Raw genomic sequence first — 18,158 nt, forward strand, 5'->3', positions numbered from 1 at the left:
CATGAAAAATAATTTAATCAAAACTTTCTTAGCACTGTTCCTTGTCATCATGATGTTCTCATGTAAAAAGGAAGCGCCTTTAAATGCTGAAAACAGTACTATAAACCTGGATAATCCAGTTGCCAATACCGAGTTGGACCAATGGTTAAGAACCACCTTTTTAGATGAGTACAATATTGATGTGGTTTACCGTTACAACAGATTTTTGCACGGTAACGATAAAGATATTGCTGCGGTAAACGTAGATAAGGTAAGACCACAAATGGAAAACATTTTACAGGGCTTTATTTTACCTTACCGTAAAATTGCAGGGCCAACCTTTATTAAGAGGCTGGTGCCCAAACAATTTGTGCTTTACGGATCGCCATCGTATAATACTGATGGATCAGCAATTGCAGCTACTGCATCTGCAGGCCGCAACATTACCATGTATAATGTGAATAATTTTGATGTAAACAGTGCTGCCGCCAATTTCGATAAATTAAGGACCATCCATCACGAATTTACACATACTTTAAATCAGATTGTGCCGATGCCGGCAGATTTTCAGACCATTACAAAGTCTACTTATCTGGCTACCTGGACAACCACACCTGATGCAACCGCAAGGGCCAATGGTTATGTAACCAGTTATGCATCATCATCACCTTTCGAAGATTTTGCAGAAACAACCGCATATTTACTCGTAAATGGTCAGGCCTGGTTCGATTTAAGGGCTTCAGGTGCAGGCGCAGCTGGTAAGGCTGCCTTAAAGGCAAAAGAAGCAAGTGTGGTGCAATATTTTACTGTTAATTTAGGTGTCGATTTCCGTGCTTTACAACGCGAAATTCAAGGTATTGTTAGGGACGGGTACAAATATATCCCCACCAGTTTTGGCTACTTTGTTGGGCAGGATTTAGGTGCTACAGCAGATAAGGCGATTTTGAGAACCCTCACCATCAACCTCGAAGATGCATTGTATGTTAAGTATGGTATTTCTACTGAATTTGCTACTGCCTACAATAATTTTAAAACACAGGTGGCCGCCAGTCCGGCATTTTATGCTTATCACGTAGATAACATACAATTGCGGTTCGAAAGCGCGACCTCAATGGTGGTGAGACTGGCCTTTACAGGAACCCAAAATATAGGGCCTACACAATATATGGCTGATTTTTCTTTCTCGTTTACTTCCAACTCAAATACCGGAGAGCTGGTGTTTACTAAAATTGCACAGGGTACAGGTACAACCTTTGGTAATGCCACCCAGTTTCTTACCGCATTTACCAACACCTTGCAGCCTTACCTAACAGGTAAAACTTTTATTGCAGATTGGATCCCTAAAAATGTATCAGTTACCGATTTTAATACTTTCGGCGGTTTTTATGTTAAGGGAAACCCTGCAAATTATTTTTACGGCCAATTTGCTTATTAACATAAAGAAAGTCATTCAGCATTTTATCAACACCGATAAAAAATTAAATAAATGAAAAAACTATTATTTCTATATATATGCCTGTTGAGTTTAGCAGGCTGTAAAAAATCAGATTTTGAATCTAACTTCGAGCAATCGCCCGAAGCAAGGTATCAGGAAGAGCTTATAAAAGTGAATACGGCTTTAACCGGGGCTGGCAATGGCTGGGTGGTTAATTTAGCTACCCAGGCTGGCGGCGGTTATGCGTTTTACATGACTTTTGACGGCGCGAAGCAGGAAGTTAAAATGTACGGCGATTTGAATGATAATACCGCTACAAGGATCGGTACCTCAACCTACAGGGTAAAGGCCGATGTGGGTGCAACATTGATTTTTGATACCTACAATTATATTAACTGGCTTCAGGATCCTAATCCTGCTGCATTTGGCGGCGATAGGGCTACCGGCTTTAAAAGTGATGTAGAGTTTACTTTTGATCATAGCACGGCTGATAGTTTGGTTATGATCGGAAAGAAATATAAACAAAAACTATCTATGGTAAAGGCGACAGCTGCACAAAAGGCAATTTATGAAGCTGGCGGTTATAAGGCGGTTATAGATAACTTTAAGAGTTTTTTTGTAGCCAAAAATCCATACATAGAAATTTCCACAGGAGGTAAAAATATTAAGGTCGCAATTTCATTAAATACTTCAAACACGGTATTGTCTGGTAAAAGAGTTACCTTTTTAAATGTGGGCGACGATGGTGTTTCCACATCTGTTATCGGAAAATATTCTACAACCCTTGATGGAATTAATATTTTAAATGAAGGTTTGGTTTATCAGGGGATAAGATTTGTTAAGTTTGCTTTAAAAGACGCCACAACCATTGTCCTTTATGATAATACAGGAAAGGAGTACGCCATTAAATATAGTACAATACCCATCTTCCCATTGTCTCAACTATTTGGCAAGGTTTATACCAGTCTCTCATTGGTAAATGCCACAACCTATCCGGGTTGGGGTGCCGATTATGTAACAAGAAGGGCCACAGCAGCCAGAGAAATGCTGGTAACCAATAAGTTTGGACTTACCCTGGCTGAGATGTATTACACTTTTAATTTTGTGACTAGAACGATGGTATTAAAGGTAAATCAACCTCAAAATGGTACACTTTACGTAGCCAATATTACCTATGGTTTTACAAAAAGTGATGCAGGGGTATTTAAATTTACCTATCAAACGGCTGATACCAATGGCGCTGATATTTATCCGAACTTGGCAGCATTGCTTGCGCAACGCTTAAATGTTGACAATTTTACAATAGATTATTTTGTAAATCCAACAACAGGCGAAGTTTTGGGACAATTTAAAAGTGTTCAGAACCCTACTTTTACTTTCTCGGGTTCGCTTCAATAATTTATTTTAAATTTCTTTGTACGATTACTGAAAATGGATCTTTTTAAAAAGAAGATCCATTTTTTTATACCTGCTTTTTTCAGGTGACCTTATGTTACTGAAAGTATTTTTATAAACTTTTGTGCAGATATACTAAACTTTACCTTCTCGTCGTTTGAAGTATTTCTACATTTAAAAATGACCGCTAACCAAACGCTAAATCAAAGTTTTAATCCACTATTTAAAGCAAATGCTTCTCAGGGATGCCTCAAGAGTAGTTAAAACTCAACTTACCAAAAAAGTAATCAACCTACTATTATTTACCTATAAAAACCTTTATGAAGACAAAAAGTACCCTTTTAAAGCGCCTTACCGTGCTCAGTTTGTTATTATTAACCATTGGATGTAAAAAAAAGGAGATGGAGCCAGTAGAAACCGGGCCAACTACACCTGCTTATTCTTTTACCGGTACTACTGCCGACGAACTCATGTTTGAAGACGGCGAGGCCATGTCTGTTATGACCAACGAAAGCAGACGATTCAATGTTAACAATGTATTGCGGGTAACGGCCGTAAACAATACCACCATTGAAGTGGCGAATTTTGCTCCTGTTGATATTACCGATGCCACCATTCTGGCCACTATTAAAGGTCAGCCCCAAAAAATCCAGCTCTTACATATTGGAACCATTAAAGGGCATCGGATCAAGCAGATACCCTATCCCTTTATCGGCGGGCAGACCGAATACCTGGATGTTAATGGTAAAACTGTAGATCTGTCTGCTTATAAAACCAATGGTATTTTTCCTGCTGATATCAGTTTTGAATTTTCGGGCACTACGCCATTAATTGAGAAGCTTAAAAAGTTGAGCATCATCAAGTGGCAACCCAAAATGCACGATTTTGATCCGGATAATTTAGATAATAACTGGCTCGACGAACCGACAGCAAAACAGTTCAGGATGTTTACCGGTTTCATGATCAATTTCGCCTACATGTACACCGATGCCACCATGAAAAGCCGTATCGTTAATGAATATGTTATCGGGAATGATGGTGTAACCCCATTAACTACTGCCGAAAAGGAAGCCGACTGGATCAAGGCACAAACCCGTACCCAAATCAACTGCGGTTTAACCGATACGCGTAAAGTTACTGGACTGGGTGGAGGAAGTACTTTTGGTATTGCAGATTGGGTTACTTTAAATTTTATGACCGAGAGTTATACTACGCCTTTTCACGAAATGGGCCATGTATTGGGTTATAACCACAGCTCATCAATGACCTATCCACAAAATAACAGGGGAAATGTGCCCGTATTTATGGCCAGACAGAATGAAATGAATGCTGCTAAAGATTTCCCTGTAAGATTAGACAATTATTATAAACCCGATGATATTCCTTCGCCTAAACCAAAATCAACTGGTTTGGTTAGAATGGAAAAAATGAGCGACAGATGTATTCAATGATCTAAAATAACTCGGTTTTAGAAATCTTTATGGGGACGCGCATCCCCATAAAGATACACCTGGATTAGTCATATTTGATTTATGAAATTGGAGGATAAGCTTTGTCGCGATTCCCCCCTTAAGATGTCTGGAATGTGCCTGACAAATTGCCGCATTCAGGGCTATATTTGGATAACATTTACCTTAAAATCATTTACCTATGTTCCCCATCAAACCTCACATCTGGTTCGCCCAGGATAAAGCCAAAGAGGCAGCCGAATTCTATGCATCATTACTGCCTGATTCGGGCCTGAACTATGCAAATCATTTCGATATGCCCGGTGGTGGCCAGTGCGAAACTGTTGAATTTACGGTGGCCGGGCAACCATTCCTGGGCATCAGTTCGGGGCCGGGATTAACTATTAGTCCTGCAATATCTTTTATGATCAATTTTGATCCCTCCCGCGATGCTGATGCCGCCAAAAATATAGATGAAGTTTGGAACAAGTTGTTACCTGAAGGAACGGTGATGATGCCTTTAGACCGCTATCCTTTTAGCGAACGCTATGGTTGGCTAAGCGATAAATATGGCATTTCATGGCAGCTGATCCTTACCAACCCAACGGGAGAAGAAAGGCCTGTAATTGTACCATCGTTGATGTATACGGGCGATGTAGCTGGTAAAGCCAGTGAAGCCATTGATTTTTACTGTTCGGTATTTAAAGATGGTAAACCTGGTATCACGGCTCCCCGCACTGAAGATGTGGGGCCCGACAAGGCTGGTACATTAATGTTTGCTGATTTTTACATCAACCAAAGCTGGCTGGCCGCTATGGATAGTGCGCACCCGCATGGTTTCGGTTTTAATGATGCAGTGTCCTTACTAATTGTATGCGATACACAGGAAGAAGTCGATTATTACTGGCAGGCCCTAACAGCTGGAGGCGCAGCCGGGCAATGTGGCTGGTTGAAGGATAAATACGGTGTATCCTGGCAGGTGGCTTCGTCTGTCATGTTCGAAGCTTTGAAGAAGGGTAGCCCTGAGCAGGTTGCCCGGGTTACACAAACTTTTATGACAATGAAAAAAGTTGATGTTTCCGCTTTACAAAAGGCCTACAATGAATAGGAATCCGAGCTTATAAAAAAAGCTGTTATCCGGTAAGGGTAACAGCTTTTGATTTTGTTGGATAAGCCAATTATTTAATATCGCTTTTAATCTTGTTTGCTGTTTTCTTTCCTGGTAGATAAATCTGTAAACCAAATGAAAGATTCAGGTTGTTCTGGGTGGTAGCGCTGCCAAAACCTACTAAACCATTATATTTAAATAAGGTTTCAAGGCCGATATTAGACGTAACAAAATAAGCAAAACCCGGACCAACACTTAAGTTTAAGCCGTTGGTATTGCCACCACCTTTACTAACGTTTACACCACCAATGCCTGCTGTTGCTTCAGCAAAAAAGCGGCCATGCTTAAGCACTTCTACACTTTTACCTGAATAATAGCGGCCTAAAGCACCAACACCATAATTTGTTATAGTACCCGAATTTTTCGCTGTTTCGAGACCGAAGTTAACATAGCCACCTAAGGCAATATTATCCTCTATAAACCATGCCGCTTTTGGGGTAATGTCGAAGCTAAGAACATTTGGCGCGTCAAGTCCAAGATTGATATTGGCAAGATTTCCACCAATCATTACATTGCCTTTTTGAATCTGTGCCTGAGCTGCAAAAATTGTGGTTGTTGATAAAATAATAATAGTTAAAAGTTTTTTCATTGTAAATGTATTTTATGTTAATGTTAAGTGAATTCTATACTACGGTTTTGCTGTTTGCCGGATGCAGTTTTGGTTTATGGTAAAGATTGATGAAGACGCCTGATAAGTTCTTTTTTTATTCTTAGCCATGAGCATACATATTGATCATTAAAAAATTTTGGCAAAGCTGTAGAAATAATTAGGTTATAAAAATCTACAATAGGTGAATGCGCTTATAAACTCTACGAATAGACATGCAGACTCCATAAAAAGAATAAATGATTGGTAAAGCGTAGTGATATAAGCTCAGGAAATTAAAAAAGGTGCAGAAAAAACAAAGCCCGGAATCGTAAGATCCCGGGCTTTATTTTTTAGTGTAGTGAAAAATATTATAGCTATCTATAACATCTTGTTCTGCCTGTTATTCCGCTGCAGCTTCGGCATTAATTGCGCTTACTGCAATTTCTGTAAGTGCAACATCTGTCGCTTTTTCGTTCTCCAGGGTTTGACCCAAAAGTTCGGCTACATCAGAACGGTCCAGGTTTTCGGCAAAAACCTTTAATGTGCCATAAGTAGCAATTTCGTAATGTTCTACTTTTTGTGCCGCTAAAATTAATCCCGCATCGCGGATCATGGTGCCAGCATCGGTATCTTCTATAATACTATTCGCTTCTTCAAGTAATCCTGCCATGGCATCGCATTTTTTTGCTGCCGGTTTCTCGTCAAGCAAACCAAATACCTGCTCCAATGTATCAATGTGGGTTTGGGTTTCCTGAGTATGTTTTTCAAATGCAGCGGCAAGTTCGGTACTGGTTGCAGCTTTTTTCATTTTAGGAAGTGCCTTTACCAGGTGTTTTTCTGCCCAATAAATATCTTTTAATTCATCCACAAAAAACTCGTGAAATTCAGAACGTTCTATTTTGCCTGCGGTATTGCCACTAGCTTTTTTTGTTGTTGTTTTGCTTGCAGCCTTAGCTGGAGCTTTTTTTGTTGTAGTCGCCATATACTTAATTATTGATTTTCGTTTGATTTAAGAACCGTTCGCATCCCGATATGGTTTAGTGAATAAATAAAACAGGTAATTTCACGGGAGTTTATACGTATTTATGGCTGCTGTGGTCCGCTACGTGTTTTGTGTTTTAAAGGGAAAGACAAAACAATTTGTTGAGTAGGTCGATTCTGACTAAAACACTGTGTTGGAATATCGGAACTGATACCCACACAGCAGATCGGTTGTTAGACTAATGCCAGGGAAGAGAAGGTATTTTCTCAAGTGCTAAACCAATAAATTTTATTTCCGGCACAGATTAATGGAGCCGTATTCAATATACGAACGGTTAGTTCATTTAAATTGAGGCTAATTTGTTTGAAGAAAATGAACAGCGTTATTTAAAACTTTATGGAGTATGGCGTGTTAGTTCAATGCCTGAATATTTCGACAATCCAAAAAAGCCTTGTCCTGATCACGCCTAATCCCAATGAAAAATATCATTTTAGCAGAGGATCATAAAGTCATTCGAAACGGACTTAAAATGCTCCTCGAATCCACAAACCAATATAAGATTGTTTTTGAAGCCAACAATGGTCAGGAAGTGATTGATGCAATAACTGAAGGATTACAGGCAGATCTTATCGTGTCGGACATTGGTATGCCCGTTATGGACGGCATTACCATGATTAGCGTGCTCAAAGAGAAAAATTTTCAGGTTCCGGTATTGGTCATTTCAATGCTTGAAGACAATTCCCATCTTTATCAGGCGGTTAAGGCAGGAGCAAGGGGTTTTCTGACCAAATCAGTCGATTCTGATGAATTGTTCTTCGCCATATCCCGAATTGTTGGAGGAGAGCGTTATATCTGTTCAGGACTTTCTGTAAAAATTGTAGACCAGGTGATTGAGTCGACAGTTTTGCCCGGTAGCATCATTGAAGGAGCAGAATTTTCTTCAAGAGAGATCGAGATCCTACAGCTGATCGGCCAGGGGCTTACCAATATCGAAATGGCCGACAGGTTATTTATTTCCCGTCGTACAGTTGAAGGGCACCGCCAAAACCTGATCGATAAAACAGGTGCTAAAAATACCGCGGCACTGATGCGTTTTGCCTACACCAAAGGAATTCTTAACTGATAAAATTATTGCTTTAATCAAAAATAAAAAAAAAATATTTCAGGTAATTAACGCAGTAGAAAGCGTAGTTTTTACAGGGTTTAGCCTTGAGGATTTTTAAAATTTTACAGGGTGGGTGTACAAAAAAGAGGAAAGTAATTTGAACATTGCTTTCCTCTTTTGGTTTTTTAGCGGTATTGTTTAAGGTATTTTTTCAGTTGGATCCTGGCCTCATGGATGTATGTTTTAACCGTACCCAATGGCAGTTGCATCTCGTCGGCAATCTCATGGTATTTATAGCCTTCAAAATAGCGGATAAAAGGAACCGAATATTTTTCAGGCAGCATCGATAGTGCCAGATTAATATCCTGCATGGCAAAACTGCCTACTGAACCATTAGTGGTGGCACTATAATAAAGATTGGCAGAAGTAATCTCATCCTCCTGTACCGTACGGTCACGGTTTTTGATGCCTTTTTTGTAATTGTTGATAAAAGTGTTTTTCATGATCACAAACAGCCATCCCTTGATGTTGGTACCATCCTCAAACTTGGATACAAAACGCGTTGCCTTGAGTAGGGTTTCCTGCAGCAGGTCGTTGGCATCTTCCTGATCTCTGGTAAAATTTAGCGCGTGCGATCTAAGTGACGACGCGTGAAAACTGATGGTCTCACTGAATTCTTTTTGTGTCATAACTTTTTGTTTTAGCGTGTAACCAATCAAAACAAAACCCATACCATCAGGATGTGCCAAAATTGGCCAGCAGGTGTGTGATACGTAGATTTCTCCTCCCCCGTATTTTTACGTGTTAACTTAATAGGTGATTTAAAAGCATGTTTACAACGTCGTATCATCCTTTATAAAAATGGTTGCAAAATTTAGTTTTTCATGAACGGGTAAGTTATTGCTATTGCCTTGGGTTTAGGTTTATATAGCAGGTTAATATCTGGTGCTAATCCGTTAATTGCTGGTGGTTATTTTGTTTAGTATTTGTTAAGTTTGTTTGGTAATTTTATGCGTTGTCCTGATCGATTATTCTCGTTTGTAACACATCACCTTTACCCATTAGTTATCGTTTTATGAGCCATTCCTTTAAACCTGTTTTAACATTTGTTCTTGTATTTACATTATACTTTAATGCCAACGCCCAAAACAAAAAGCCTGTTGCCAAACCCAATATCCTGCTGATTTTTACAGATGATCTTGGTTATATGGATTGTGGTTTTACCGGGAGCAAGATTATGGAAACCCCGAATATTGATGCCCTATCGAAAAAGGGAATGGTATTTAACAATGCTTATGCAGGCGCAGGCAATTGTGCACCCAGCAGGGCAGCTTTAATTAGCGGAAAGTATTCGCCAAGAACGGGCGTTTACGCAGTGGGGAGCACTACACGTGGACCTGTTGAACTCATGAAGCTTGTTCCTGTTCGAAACAATGTTGCGCTAAATCCATCCTTCAAAACCATTGCCGAGGGCTTAAAAGATCAGGGATATGCTACCGCTATTTTTGGTAAATGGCATCTGGCTGATTCTAAGGCAACCCAGCCACAGGCACAGGGTTTCGATCAGTACACAGAAGGCCCAAAAGAACAATCGGTTAAAGGGAGCAATGAAGCTGCTGATCCGAAAGGGGTAGCCTATTTAACCGATGCGGCCATTAAATTTATGCAAAATACAAAAGACAAACCTTTTTTTGCTTATCTGGCCCACAATGCAATCCATTCAAAACTGGAAGCAAAAGCAGAAACGATAGCAAAATTCAAGAAAAAGGGATTGAACGATAAAATGGCCGTTTATGCGGCCTGTACTTATGATTTTGACGCAAGTGTAGGTGTGATAATGGATTTCTTGAAAAAAACGGGACTGGAAAAGAATACCCTGGTTATTTTTACCAGCGATAACGGCGCCACACAACAATCATCACAAGAGCCGCTCCGGGGAAATAAAGGTTCCTATTATGAAGGCGGGATCAGAGAGCCGTTTATTGCCTGCTGGCCTGATCACATTAAACCAGGTGCCATAAATGCTACACCAATCATTAATCTCGATTTTTACCCAACCTTTATGTCGCTGGCAGGCGATAAAAAATTCAAAAGCGATGGCGAAGACCTGATGCCGCTTTTATTGGGACAAAAAACTGAAACCATCAGGAAATCGATATACTGGTATTTCCCTGGCTACCTGGATAACCCTGTGATCAGGGGACGCGATAAGGTATTCCGCACCAGGCCGGTCGCTGTGATTAGAAAAGGAGATTTTAAACTCCATCTTTATCTTGAAGAATGGATGTTAGATGGAGGGAAAGCCAGAATCAAAGAAAATAATGCTGTAGAACTATACAATATCAAAACCGACGAAGGGGAGCACCTTAACCTGGCCAATACTAACGAAGCCAAAAGAGATGAGCTTTTAGCTGATCTTTTAAGCTGGATGGAAAAAACCAAAGCCCCGCTTCCCACTAAAATCACGGCAACCAACAAAGCTGTTCAAGGTACCGTGGGGGGCGAAAATTAAGTATTAAATATAACGAAAGATTTACCACATTTACGAGATGAAACCTGTTTTTTACCTTCTGATTTTAACCAATATATTCCTGGCCGGCAGCAGTTATGCACAGGAACAAAAGAAACCTAATATTATCTTTATCCTCACTGATGATCTTGGCTATGGTGATGTTGGCGTGTTTTTTCAGAATAAGAGGGCTGCCAATCCCGATAGGACCAAGCCATTTACCCTTACGCCACACCTGGATGAAATGGCCGGTTCAGGAGCTACGCTTCCCCAGCATTATTGTTCAGCTCCGGTATGTGCACCATCCAGGGCATCAATTCTACTTGGACAGAGCCAGGGCCATGCCAATGTAAGGGATAATCAATTTGATAAGGCACTGGCCGATAATTATACTTTAGGCAATGTAATGCAAAAAGCGGGTTATACTACAGTAGCCATTGGCAAATGGGGACTTCAGGGTACTAAAGAATGGTCTGCTCATCCGTTAAACAGGGGCTTCGATTACTATTATGGCTACATGCGCCACTCCGATGGACACGAACACTATCCAAAAGAGGGGCTGTACAGGGGGAAGAAAGAGGTCTGGGAAAATAAAACAGAGGTAAGTGAAGGTTTGGATAAATGTTATACCGGTGATCTTTGGACAGCAAGAGCGAAAAAGTGGATTATCGACCATAGCAAAGGACAACAACCGGACCAGCCATTTTTTATGTTTTTGGCCTATGATACACCGCATGCCGTTTTAGAACTTCCTACATCTGCCTATCCTGCTGGTGGAGGGCTAAACGGCGGTTTACAATGGCTCGGAACAGCCGGAAAAATGATCAATACAGCAACAGGCACACCTGATAGCTGGACACATCCGGATTATATTAATGCCACTTATGATGATGACCATAACGCCACAACCCCTGAGAAACCATGGCCCGATACCTATAAAAGGTTTGCCACTTCAACAAGGAGGATTGATGATGAGGTTGGAGATCTTTTGCAATTACTTAAAGACCTGAAGATCGATTCGAATACCTTAGTGGTTTTTAGTTCTGATAACGGGCCATCCATAGAGTCTTATCTTCCGAAACCTTATGTGCGTTATGATGCTAACTTTTTCAGCAGTTTTGGTCCGTTTGACGGTATAAAAAGAGATGTATTGGAAGGCGGCATGCGTATGCCGGTTATTGCCAGGTGGACTGGGCACATCCCTGCACATACCGTTGTAAATTCACCTAGTATCTCGTATGATTGGATGCCTACATTTTTAGATGCGGCCAACTTACCTGCACCGGCAGTATCAGATGGTGTTTCTTTGTTGCCATCCTTGACCGGAAAAGGTAAACAAAAGGAGAGTCTGATCTATTCGGAATATTTTGAAGGTGGTAAAACACCTTCTTACCCGGAATATGCAAGTGTAAACCGTGGCAGGATCAGGAACCAGATGCAGATGATCAGGTTTGGGAACATTGTTGGCTTGAGGTATGATATAAAATCACAGAACGATAATTTCCAGTTTTTTGATGTATTAAAAGATCCTCATCAGCAGTATAATCTGGCCGAAACTCAAAATATGGATTCACTTCAGCGTAAAATGAAAGATATGGTATTACAGGTGCGCCGGATAGACGTAGAGGCTAAAAGACCTTATGATACTGTAGCGGTGCCTGCCATACTGAATACCACTGTAAGCAAGGGATTGTTATGGAAAAGCTACAGGTCGGCAACGGAATGGCTACCCAATACCAAGGGGCTAAGCATCATTTCTAGTGGTAAAAGCGTTGGTTTAGCGCCTCAAATAACCAATAAGGATGCTGGTAACTTTATAACAGTTGAGGGCTTTATCAAAATCCCGGCCGATGGAAATTATACTTTTTATCTGGCTTCCAAAGGTAAAGCATTTCTCAGGATACATAATGCGGTATTAATCGATGAAGATTTTGGCTATACCCCAAAAAGCGATAAGCAGAGTACGATCAAGTTAAAAGCAGGTCTGCACCCCATTAAACTTTATTATCAAAGATTTAAGCATGAGAAGGGAAATGTTAATTTAGAATGGTCTTCCGCTTCATTTACCAAACAGCCTATTTCGCAGTATGCTTTCTGCCACTAGCAACTCTGTTAAACAGCGGGTATAAATAACTGAAAAGCCTGAAATCGCATGATTTCAGGCTTTAGTTTTTCAGGCGGAGAATGGGGGAGTTCATTAGAACACCTTAGTGGTATTTTCTTGATTTTGAAGCGTATATACCGAAAATAATAATATTCTAGGTCTTGTAGTGCTACTTCAATAAGTATTCATAGGCGGGAATTACATGAATGATCTTTCCATTCTTTTCGAATTGATCTTTTTGTGAAGTAGTGATTAAAGTCCCTTCCTTACTATTAAATAATTCCAGGGCTTCAATCATACCATTGATTTCTCTATCCAAGTTATCCGGGTTTAATTCATAACATACTTGAATGGCTTGATGAAAAGCCCCATTTTTAAATATAATAAAATCACATTCTCCTTTTTCCGAAAAATAATAGATTTCTTTATGAGTCCGGCGAAGATGTAAAAAGATGAGATTCTCGAATTTGCGCCCACTATCTTCGGTAAAAGATCCTGAATTGACGTTGATAAGGCCTGTATCAATTGCATATACCTTTCTTGGGTTTGCAATTTGTTTTTTTAGAGAATAACTAAACTTAGGGACAAAATGCAATAAATAGGAATATTCCATATGCGATAAATATTCCAATACAGTACTGGTAGCCCCCACTTCAAAAATATTTTTAAGCTTATTGCCTGATACTGGCTTTCCAACGTTTGAAATTAAATACTGAGCTAAACGCTGTAATGTTCTTACGTCTTTGATGTTGTATCGAACTACAATGTCACGAATTAATATATCTTCGAAAAGATGGTTTAGAATATCGTCAGTTCTTTCTTTTATGTACTCCGGAAAGCCACCGATTTCCAGATAGCTAATTAATGATTCGGATGAAGGTTCTAATTTCTGGTAAGAAATGAACTCATGATAAGAAAATGGAAATAACTCTTTAGTAATATGTCGCCCTGTAAGTTTTGTTCCTAACTCCCTGCTTAGTAGGGAAGCGTTTGAGCCGGTAACTACGATTTTATAGCCTTCATCTAATTTTTGGCGTACATATCTTTCCCATTCTGGTATAATTTGGATTTCATCAAACATTAACACTGAAATGTTCTGCTCTCGAATCAAATTGTCTAACCTTAAAAAATCGTTGTTTTCAAATTCATATAATCTGGGATCTTCAAAATTGAGGTATAGTGCATCAGGGTATTTACTGTTTAATAATTGAAATAACAAAGTGCTTTTTCCACATCTCCTTATGCCTGATACAATCAGGGCATGGGCTGCTAAATTTGGCAACAATGGAAGTGTGTCTCGTTTTAGCCCTATGTCCTTGTTAGCAATGTTCAGGCTTTGCGCCTGGATGATTTGGCTGAGGATGCTTTGAAGTATCATAAAAAAAAGTGTTTGACATAAAAATACAATAGTTTTGTTTACTAAACAAAACTATTGTATTTTTATGTCAAAAGATATCTTTTATGTCATCGGTTTCAAATCAAATTTGAAATAAGTTGAGCCCTCATTTCAATGCACATTTTCTTAAATATATAGGTGTAAGTGATTCCTATTATGGCTTGGAGTAATATCTAATAAAATTAAAGTAGAACTTGTGAGGAGTCAATCAGCATAGTTGGAAGCATGGGAAGAGAGAGTTAGAACATCGAAAAGTGCATGCAAAAGTATTATAAACCATAATCAATTAACGCCGTCCCACCACAAATTAATCTAGGGTAACTTATTGATTATTTTTGTGTTAATGTCTTGGCGTGTAGGGGTCAGGTGAATTGGTTTATCCACTACAGGTCCAAATTGATTGTTTTTTTGCCTTTTTAAATAAAAGAGCAAGCTAAAATTAGTTTTCATAGTACTCACCTTAATGGTTAACAAATCTAACTTTGCAGGCAAATCAAGATGTTTACTTGATAAACAGCTTGATAGCTAATGGTTTAAGTCTTATTCGGTGAGTAAATGGAGTGGTATTCCGGAAACGAAAAAAGCCTGAAATCTTTCGATTTCAGGCTTGATCTAGGTTTTGATACCTCGGCGGAGAGTGGGGGAACTGAAACCATCCATTAAATCTCGCTTTATATGGTTTAAAAGACACTTCTGATAACTGACTCACCGAATCACTCACCTGTACTTTCTTAACTGCAAATGCTATTCTGTAAAGATAGAAATTTTATAATTAATTAAAGGAATGCTTAATTAGTGATGTTAATAATACAACCTACGGCTACTGGTCAGAGCATCTTGTAATCTTATTTCGGAAGGAGCGAAGAGAGTCGAACCTTCGCTTGTAACATGTTGATAACCAGTATTGTTTACTAAACAAAACTATTGTATTTTTATGTCAAAAGATGTCTTTAATGTCATCGGTTTCAAATCAAATTCGAAATAAGCTGAGCCCTCATTTCAATGCACATTTTCTTAAATATATAAGTGTAAGTAATTCTTATTATGGCTTGGAGTAATATCTAATAAAATTAAAGTAGAATTTGTGAGAAGTCAATCAGCATAGTTGTAAGCATGGGAGGAGAGAGTTAGAACACCGAAAAGTGCATTCCAAGTATTATAATCGAGTAGGAAGTCCAACAACTTAAAGGTTTATTTTCCATCAGATGGCCTTTTTAATGAACTTTATATTCCTGTGGTATATCCGCTCCTCAACTCTCTCCTTTCTCTGTCAACATATTTTCTGGAAGCGTAGCCTCATGGTTTTTTGAAATTCTACGGGATTTTCTAATGCTTTAATTCAGATTATCTTCAACGGGTTCACCTTCTATTGTAAAACGAATTTGATTCCCTTTTATCCGGAATTTATTGTCGGCGGGAAGGCGTCACTTGGGTGTGGTTTATACTGACAATCCGATGAAGAACCAGCCAGGCGTTTTATGCGTAAATTAAATTACCTGAGCCCCTTAGGTAAAAATATTCCGCGGGCTTTTGTAAGGATTTAAGTTTTCTAACGACCAATGGAGATATGAGAAATTTAAAATTATTAAGCATACTGTTTCTGGGACTGGCATTGAATGCCTGTGGTCAGAATAAACCCTCAGATAAAGAAACACTTTCAAGAGATATCAAAAAATATCCCGGGGCAAAAACATCAGCTTACTGGAAGCAGGTGCTTTCTGCGCAGGCCTATGATATCATGGTGAACAGTGCAACGGAAACGCCATACAAAAACCCCTTTTGGAATAACCACAAAAAAGGGATTTATGTAAGTGCCGCTACGGGAAAACCACTCTTCAGTTCCGACACTAAATTTGAATCCGGCACAGGCTGGCCAAGCTTTTTCAAACCCATTGATCCCAAAGCGGTTAAAGTAGTCCGTGATACATCTGACGGCATGGTCAGGGATGAAGTTGTCGAGGCAAGCACGGGCCTCCATCTGGGACATGTATTTGATGACGGCCCGGAACCGACCGGTCAGCGGTACTGCATGAATTCCTATGCACTGAAATTTATTCCATCAAAATAATTGTACAATCATGAAAATATATAAATTATGGCTGGTTGTACTGGTTTTCCTTGCATCATGCACGGATGCACAGACGAAAAAGAATCAGCAGGGGTTTGCGGACTTACCCAGACCAAAGGCAAATGAAAAAGTGGCAACCTTTGCCGGTGGATGTTTCTGGGCACTGGCCGAGGGTATGAGCGAACTGAAAGGCGTGGATAAAGTTGTGTCCGGCTATTCTGGGGGAACGGTAAAAAACCCGACCTATGAAGAGGTCTGTTCGGATAATACAGGCCACGCCGAGTCTGTCGAGGTTTATTATGATCCAACCATAATCAGCTATGCCCAGCTCTCGGAGGCATTTTTTTACGCCCATGATCCAACCACGCTGAACCGGCAGGGTCCTGATGAAGGAGAAGATTACCGCTCGGTCGCTTTTTACAGAAATCCTGAAGAAAAGAAAATATTGGAACAGGTAATGGCCAGGGTTAATGCCGGTCACCATTACAGCGATAAGATCATTACCCAGGTGGTGCCCTTTAAAGTATTCTATCCTGCAGAAAATTATCATCAGGACTATTATAGGCTAAATCCGGATAATGGCTACATTCAGGGCGTTTCCAGGCCCAAGGTGCTGAAGCTCAGGAAAAGCATGAATGCACTGATCAGGCCGGAGTATAAGGATAAAATCTGATGAGCTGGGGGATTGTTTCGGTTCCCCTTTTTTATAGGCCGGAATAATAGTCATAGCCCTGTTCCGCCCAGTAATCTTTTGGACGCTGGTCGCTGAAAGACATTAGCCCGATTCGTTTAAGGTTTTTGATGCCGTATTTTACCGGGATAATCAACCTCAAAGGCGCACCATGATCACTGGTTATCGGTTTTCCGTTCATCTCGTAGGCTAAAATTGTTTGTGGATGGAGAACGCTGTCCCTTTCCAGCCCTACATAATACTCACCGTTCGGGGTTTCCAGTCCCATGTAGTTTTTCTCGCCGAGTTTATCAAGTTTGTAATGCAATAAAAAATTGCTCAAACTGACCCCGGCCCAGTGCTGGATCTGGTCCCAGCCCTCGACACACTTAAAATGAAGAAGTACCTGCCAGGCTTCTTTGAACGAGTTTCTTTTAGGGACAGGCTCCCTCCATGCCCCGAAAATAGAGTGTAGCTAATATAAAGCAGTCCGTTGAGGAAGAAGAACCACATAAACAGAAAATGGAAAGCCATACCCTCGGCAAGCCGCTGGGGATGTGGAAATAGTTATAAAACCATTCGGGAAAAAATCTGATCAGGGTAAAGCCGAAAATAGAAATGCCATAGGCATCATTTGCCCAGTAAATAAATAAACCGCTCCAGATCATTACCGTTAGCACCGGGAAGTTTACCCAGTGTGTTCAGCGCATCAGAAGTACATGCTTTTCCTTGATTTCTTTCATCGGAATATTTTATATCATTAACGAAATTCTGCTTGTAAAGGATCTGACCTTTCAGCCTTAAAATTTAATTTTGGCCGCCGCAGTTATCTGTCCCGTTTTGTCATTTTGCAATAAGGCAATGATTTCGGCACTGCCCTGCTGGATTCCTTTTGCAGGAAGGAAATTTATACTTCCATTCTTTTTCCCATTCAGGCTGAAATTTTCCAGGCTGCGCACAACCTGTACATGCGAAAGTGTTCTCTCTTTATTTTCCCCACGTTCAATTTTGTTGCTTGCATTGGGTGTTATCTGCGCAACCTGTAGGTGATAGCCCGGGGTTGACTGGTTGGACCGGTAGGCTAGGGTCAGACTTTTTCCAGTCTGTCCTGAAAGGGGGATAACGATTATAAATTTTTTCTATGCTTTGCAAGCGGAAAGTTCAATGTGCATACCGTACTTGTGAATGGGAAGGAAGACTACTCTCAGTTTCAATAATGCCATGATCAGGTACTATTGAATTTTTCCTGCACCTGGTATTAGCGGTATTTTTTTGACATAAAAAAGCCGCCTGGAAATTCCCCAAGCGGC

General features: G+C 40.0%; 15 protein-coding genes. 9 read left to right on the forward strand and 6 right to left on the reverse strand.

Annotation, left to right across the window (positions count from 1 at the left end; translation table 11 throughout):
- Position 1: 1 nt before the first annotated feature.
- The 4 genes from H9L23_RS01850 to H9L23_RS01865 all read left to right on the forward strand — a co-directional run bounded on the left by H9L23_RS01850 (position 2) and on the right by H9L23_RS01865 (position 5,365).
- Positions 2-1,414: a substrate import-associated zinc metallohydrolase lipoprotein gene (locus H9L23_RS01850; protein WP_187593401.1), complete on the forward strand. Its 1,413-nt coding sequence runs from the start codon at positions 2-4 to the stop codon at positions 1,412-1,414.
- A 51-nt stretch (positions 1,415-1,465) separates the two neighbouring features.
- Complete coding sequence (locus tag H9L23_RS01855; protein ID WP_187593402.1) at positions 1,466-2,812, forward strand: DUF4302 domain-containing protein; 1,347 nt, start codon at positions 1,466-1,468, stop codon at positions 2,810-2,812.
- Between the two features lie 317 nt (positions 2,813-3,129).
- The gene (locus H9L23_RS01860; RefSeq protein WP_187593403.1) at positions 3,130-4,260 is read left to right on the forward strand and encodes a hypothetical protein; all 1,131 of its coding nucleotides are present in this window, start codon (positions 3,130-3,132) and stop codon (positions 4,258-4,260) included.
- Positions 4,261-4,459: 199 nt separating this feature from the next.
- Entirely contained in the window at positions 4,460-5,365 is a 906-nt protein-coding gene (locus H9L23_RS01865) for a VOC family protein (RefSeq protein WP_187593404.1), read from the forward strand.
- A 70-nt stretch (positions 5,366-5,435) separates the two neighbouring features.
- Here H9L23_RS01865 and H9L23_RS01870 read toward each other — a convergent pair whose 3' ends face one another.
- Entirely contained in the window at positions 5,436-6,014 is a 579-nt protein-coding gene (locus tag H9L23_RS01870) for a hypothetical protein (RefSeq protein ID WP_187593405.1), read from the reverse strand.
- A gap of 400 nt (positions 6,015-6,414) precedes the next feature.
- A complete protein-coding gene (locus H9L23_RS01875; protein ID WP_187593406.1) occupies positions 6,415-6,996 on the reverse strand; it encodes a YciE/YciF ferroxidase family protein in 582 nt (193 codons plus the stop codon).
- A 475-nt stretch (positions 6,997-7,471) separates the two neighbouring features.
- On the opposite strand from H9L23_RS01875, the gene H9L23_RS01880 reads away from it, so the two are divergent.
- Positions 7,472-8,119, forward strand: a complete 648-nt coding sequence (locus tag H9L23_RS01880; protein ID WP_187593407.1) for a response regulator transcription factor — start codon at positions 7,472-7,474, stop codon at positions 8,117-8,119.
- 167 nt (positions 8,120-8,286) lie between these two features.
- On the opposite strand, the gene H9L23_RS01885 is transcribed toward H9L23_RS01880, so the two are convergent.
- Positions 8,287-8,790, reverse strand: a complete 504-nt coding sequence (locus tag H9L23_RS01885; RefSeq protein WP_187593408.1) for an RNA polymerase sigma factor — start codon at positions 8,788-8,790, stop codon at positions 8,287-8,289.
- Positions 8,791-9,176: 386 nt separating this feature from the next.
- Here H9L23_RS01885 and H9L23_RS01890 point away from each other — a divergent pair, with 386 nt between their 5' ends.
- Entirely contained in the window at positions 9,177-10,613 is a 1,437-nt protein-coding gene (locus tag H9L23_RS01890) for a sulfatase (protein ID WP_187593409.1), read from the forward strand.
- 37 nt (positions 10,614-10,650) lie between these two features.
- Positions 10,651-12,714 carry a sulfatase-like hydrolase/transferase gene (locus tag H9L23_RS01895; RefSeq protein WP_187593410.1) on the forward strand — a complete coding sequence of 688 codons (2,064 nt, stop codon included), beginning with the start codon at positions 10,651-10,653 and terminating at the stop codon, positions 12,712-12,714.
- A 169-nt stretch (positions 12,715-12,883) separates the two neighbouring features.
- Here H9L23_RS01895 and H9L23_RS01900 read toward each other — a convergent pair whose 3' ends face one another.
- Positions 12,884-14,092, reverse strand: coding sequence for an ATP-binding protein (locus H9L23_RS01900; protein WP_187593411.1), 1,209 nt, complete (start codon positions 14,090-14,092; stop codon positions 12,884-12,886).
- A 1,585-nt stretch (positions 14,093-15,677) separates the two neighbouring features.
- Between H9L23_RS01900 and msrB the strand changes: the two genes are divergently transcribed.
- Together msrB and msrA are read left to right on the forward strand one after the other, a co-directional pair.
- Complete coding sequence (gene msrB, locus H9L23_RS01905) at positions 15,678-16,178, forward strand: peptide-methionine (R)-S-oxide reductase MsrB (protein ID WP_187593412.1); 501 nt, start codon at positions 15,678-15,680, stop codon at positions 16,176-16,178.
- Between the two features lie 10 nt (positions 16,179-16,188).
- Positions 16,189-16,851, forward strand: a complete 663-nt coding sequence (msrA, locus tag H9L23_RS01910; RefSeq protein ID WP_187593413.1) for a peptide-methionine (S)-S-oxide reductase MsrA — start codon at positions 16,189-16,191, stop codon at positions 16,849-16,851.
- 31 nt (positions 16,852-16,882) lie between these two features.
- On the opposite strand, the gene H9L23_RS01915 is transcribed toward msrA, so the two are convergent.
- Together H9L23_RS01915 and H9L23_RS27010 are read right to left on the reverse strand one after the other, a co-directional pair.
- A complete protein-coding gene (locus tag H9L23_RS01915) occupies positions 16,883-17,191 on the reverse strand; it encodes a molybdopterin-dependent oxidoreductase (protein ID WP_317175281.1) in 309 nt (102 codons plus the stop codon).
- 457 nt (positions 17,192-17,648) lie between these two features.
- A complete protein-coding gene (locus H9L23_RS27010; RefSeq protein WP_187595383.1) occupies positions 17,649-17,978 on the reverse strand; it encodes a DUF1223 domain-containing protein in 330 nt (109 codons plus the stop codon).
- Positions 17,979-18,158: the final 180 nt, after the last annotated feature.

Source organism: Pedobacter roseus, assembly GCF_014395225.1.
Classification (GTDB): domain Bacteria; phylum Bacteroidota; class Bacteroidia; order Sphingobacteriales; family Sphingobacteriaceae; genus Pedobacter; species Pedobacter roseus.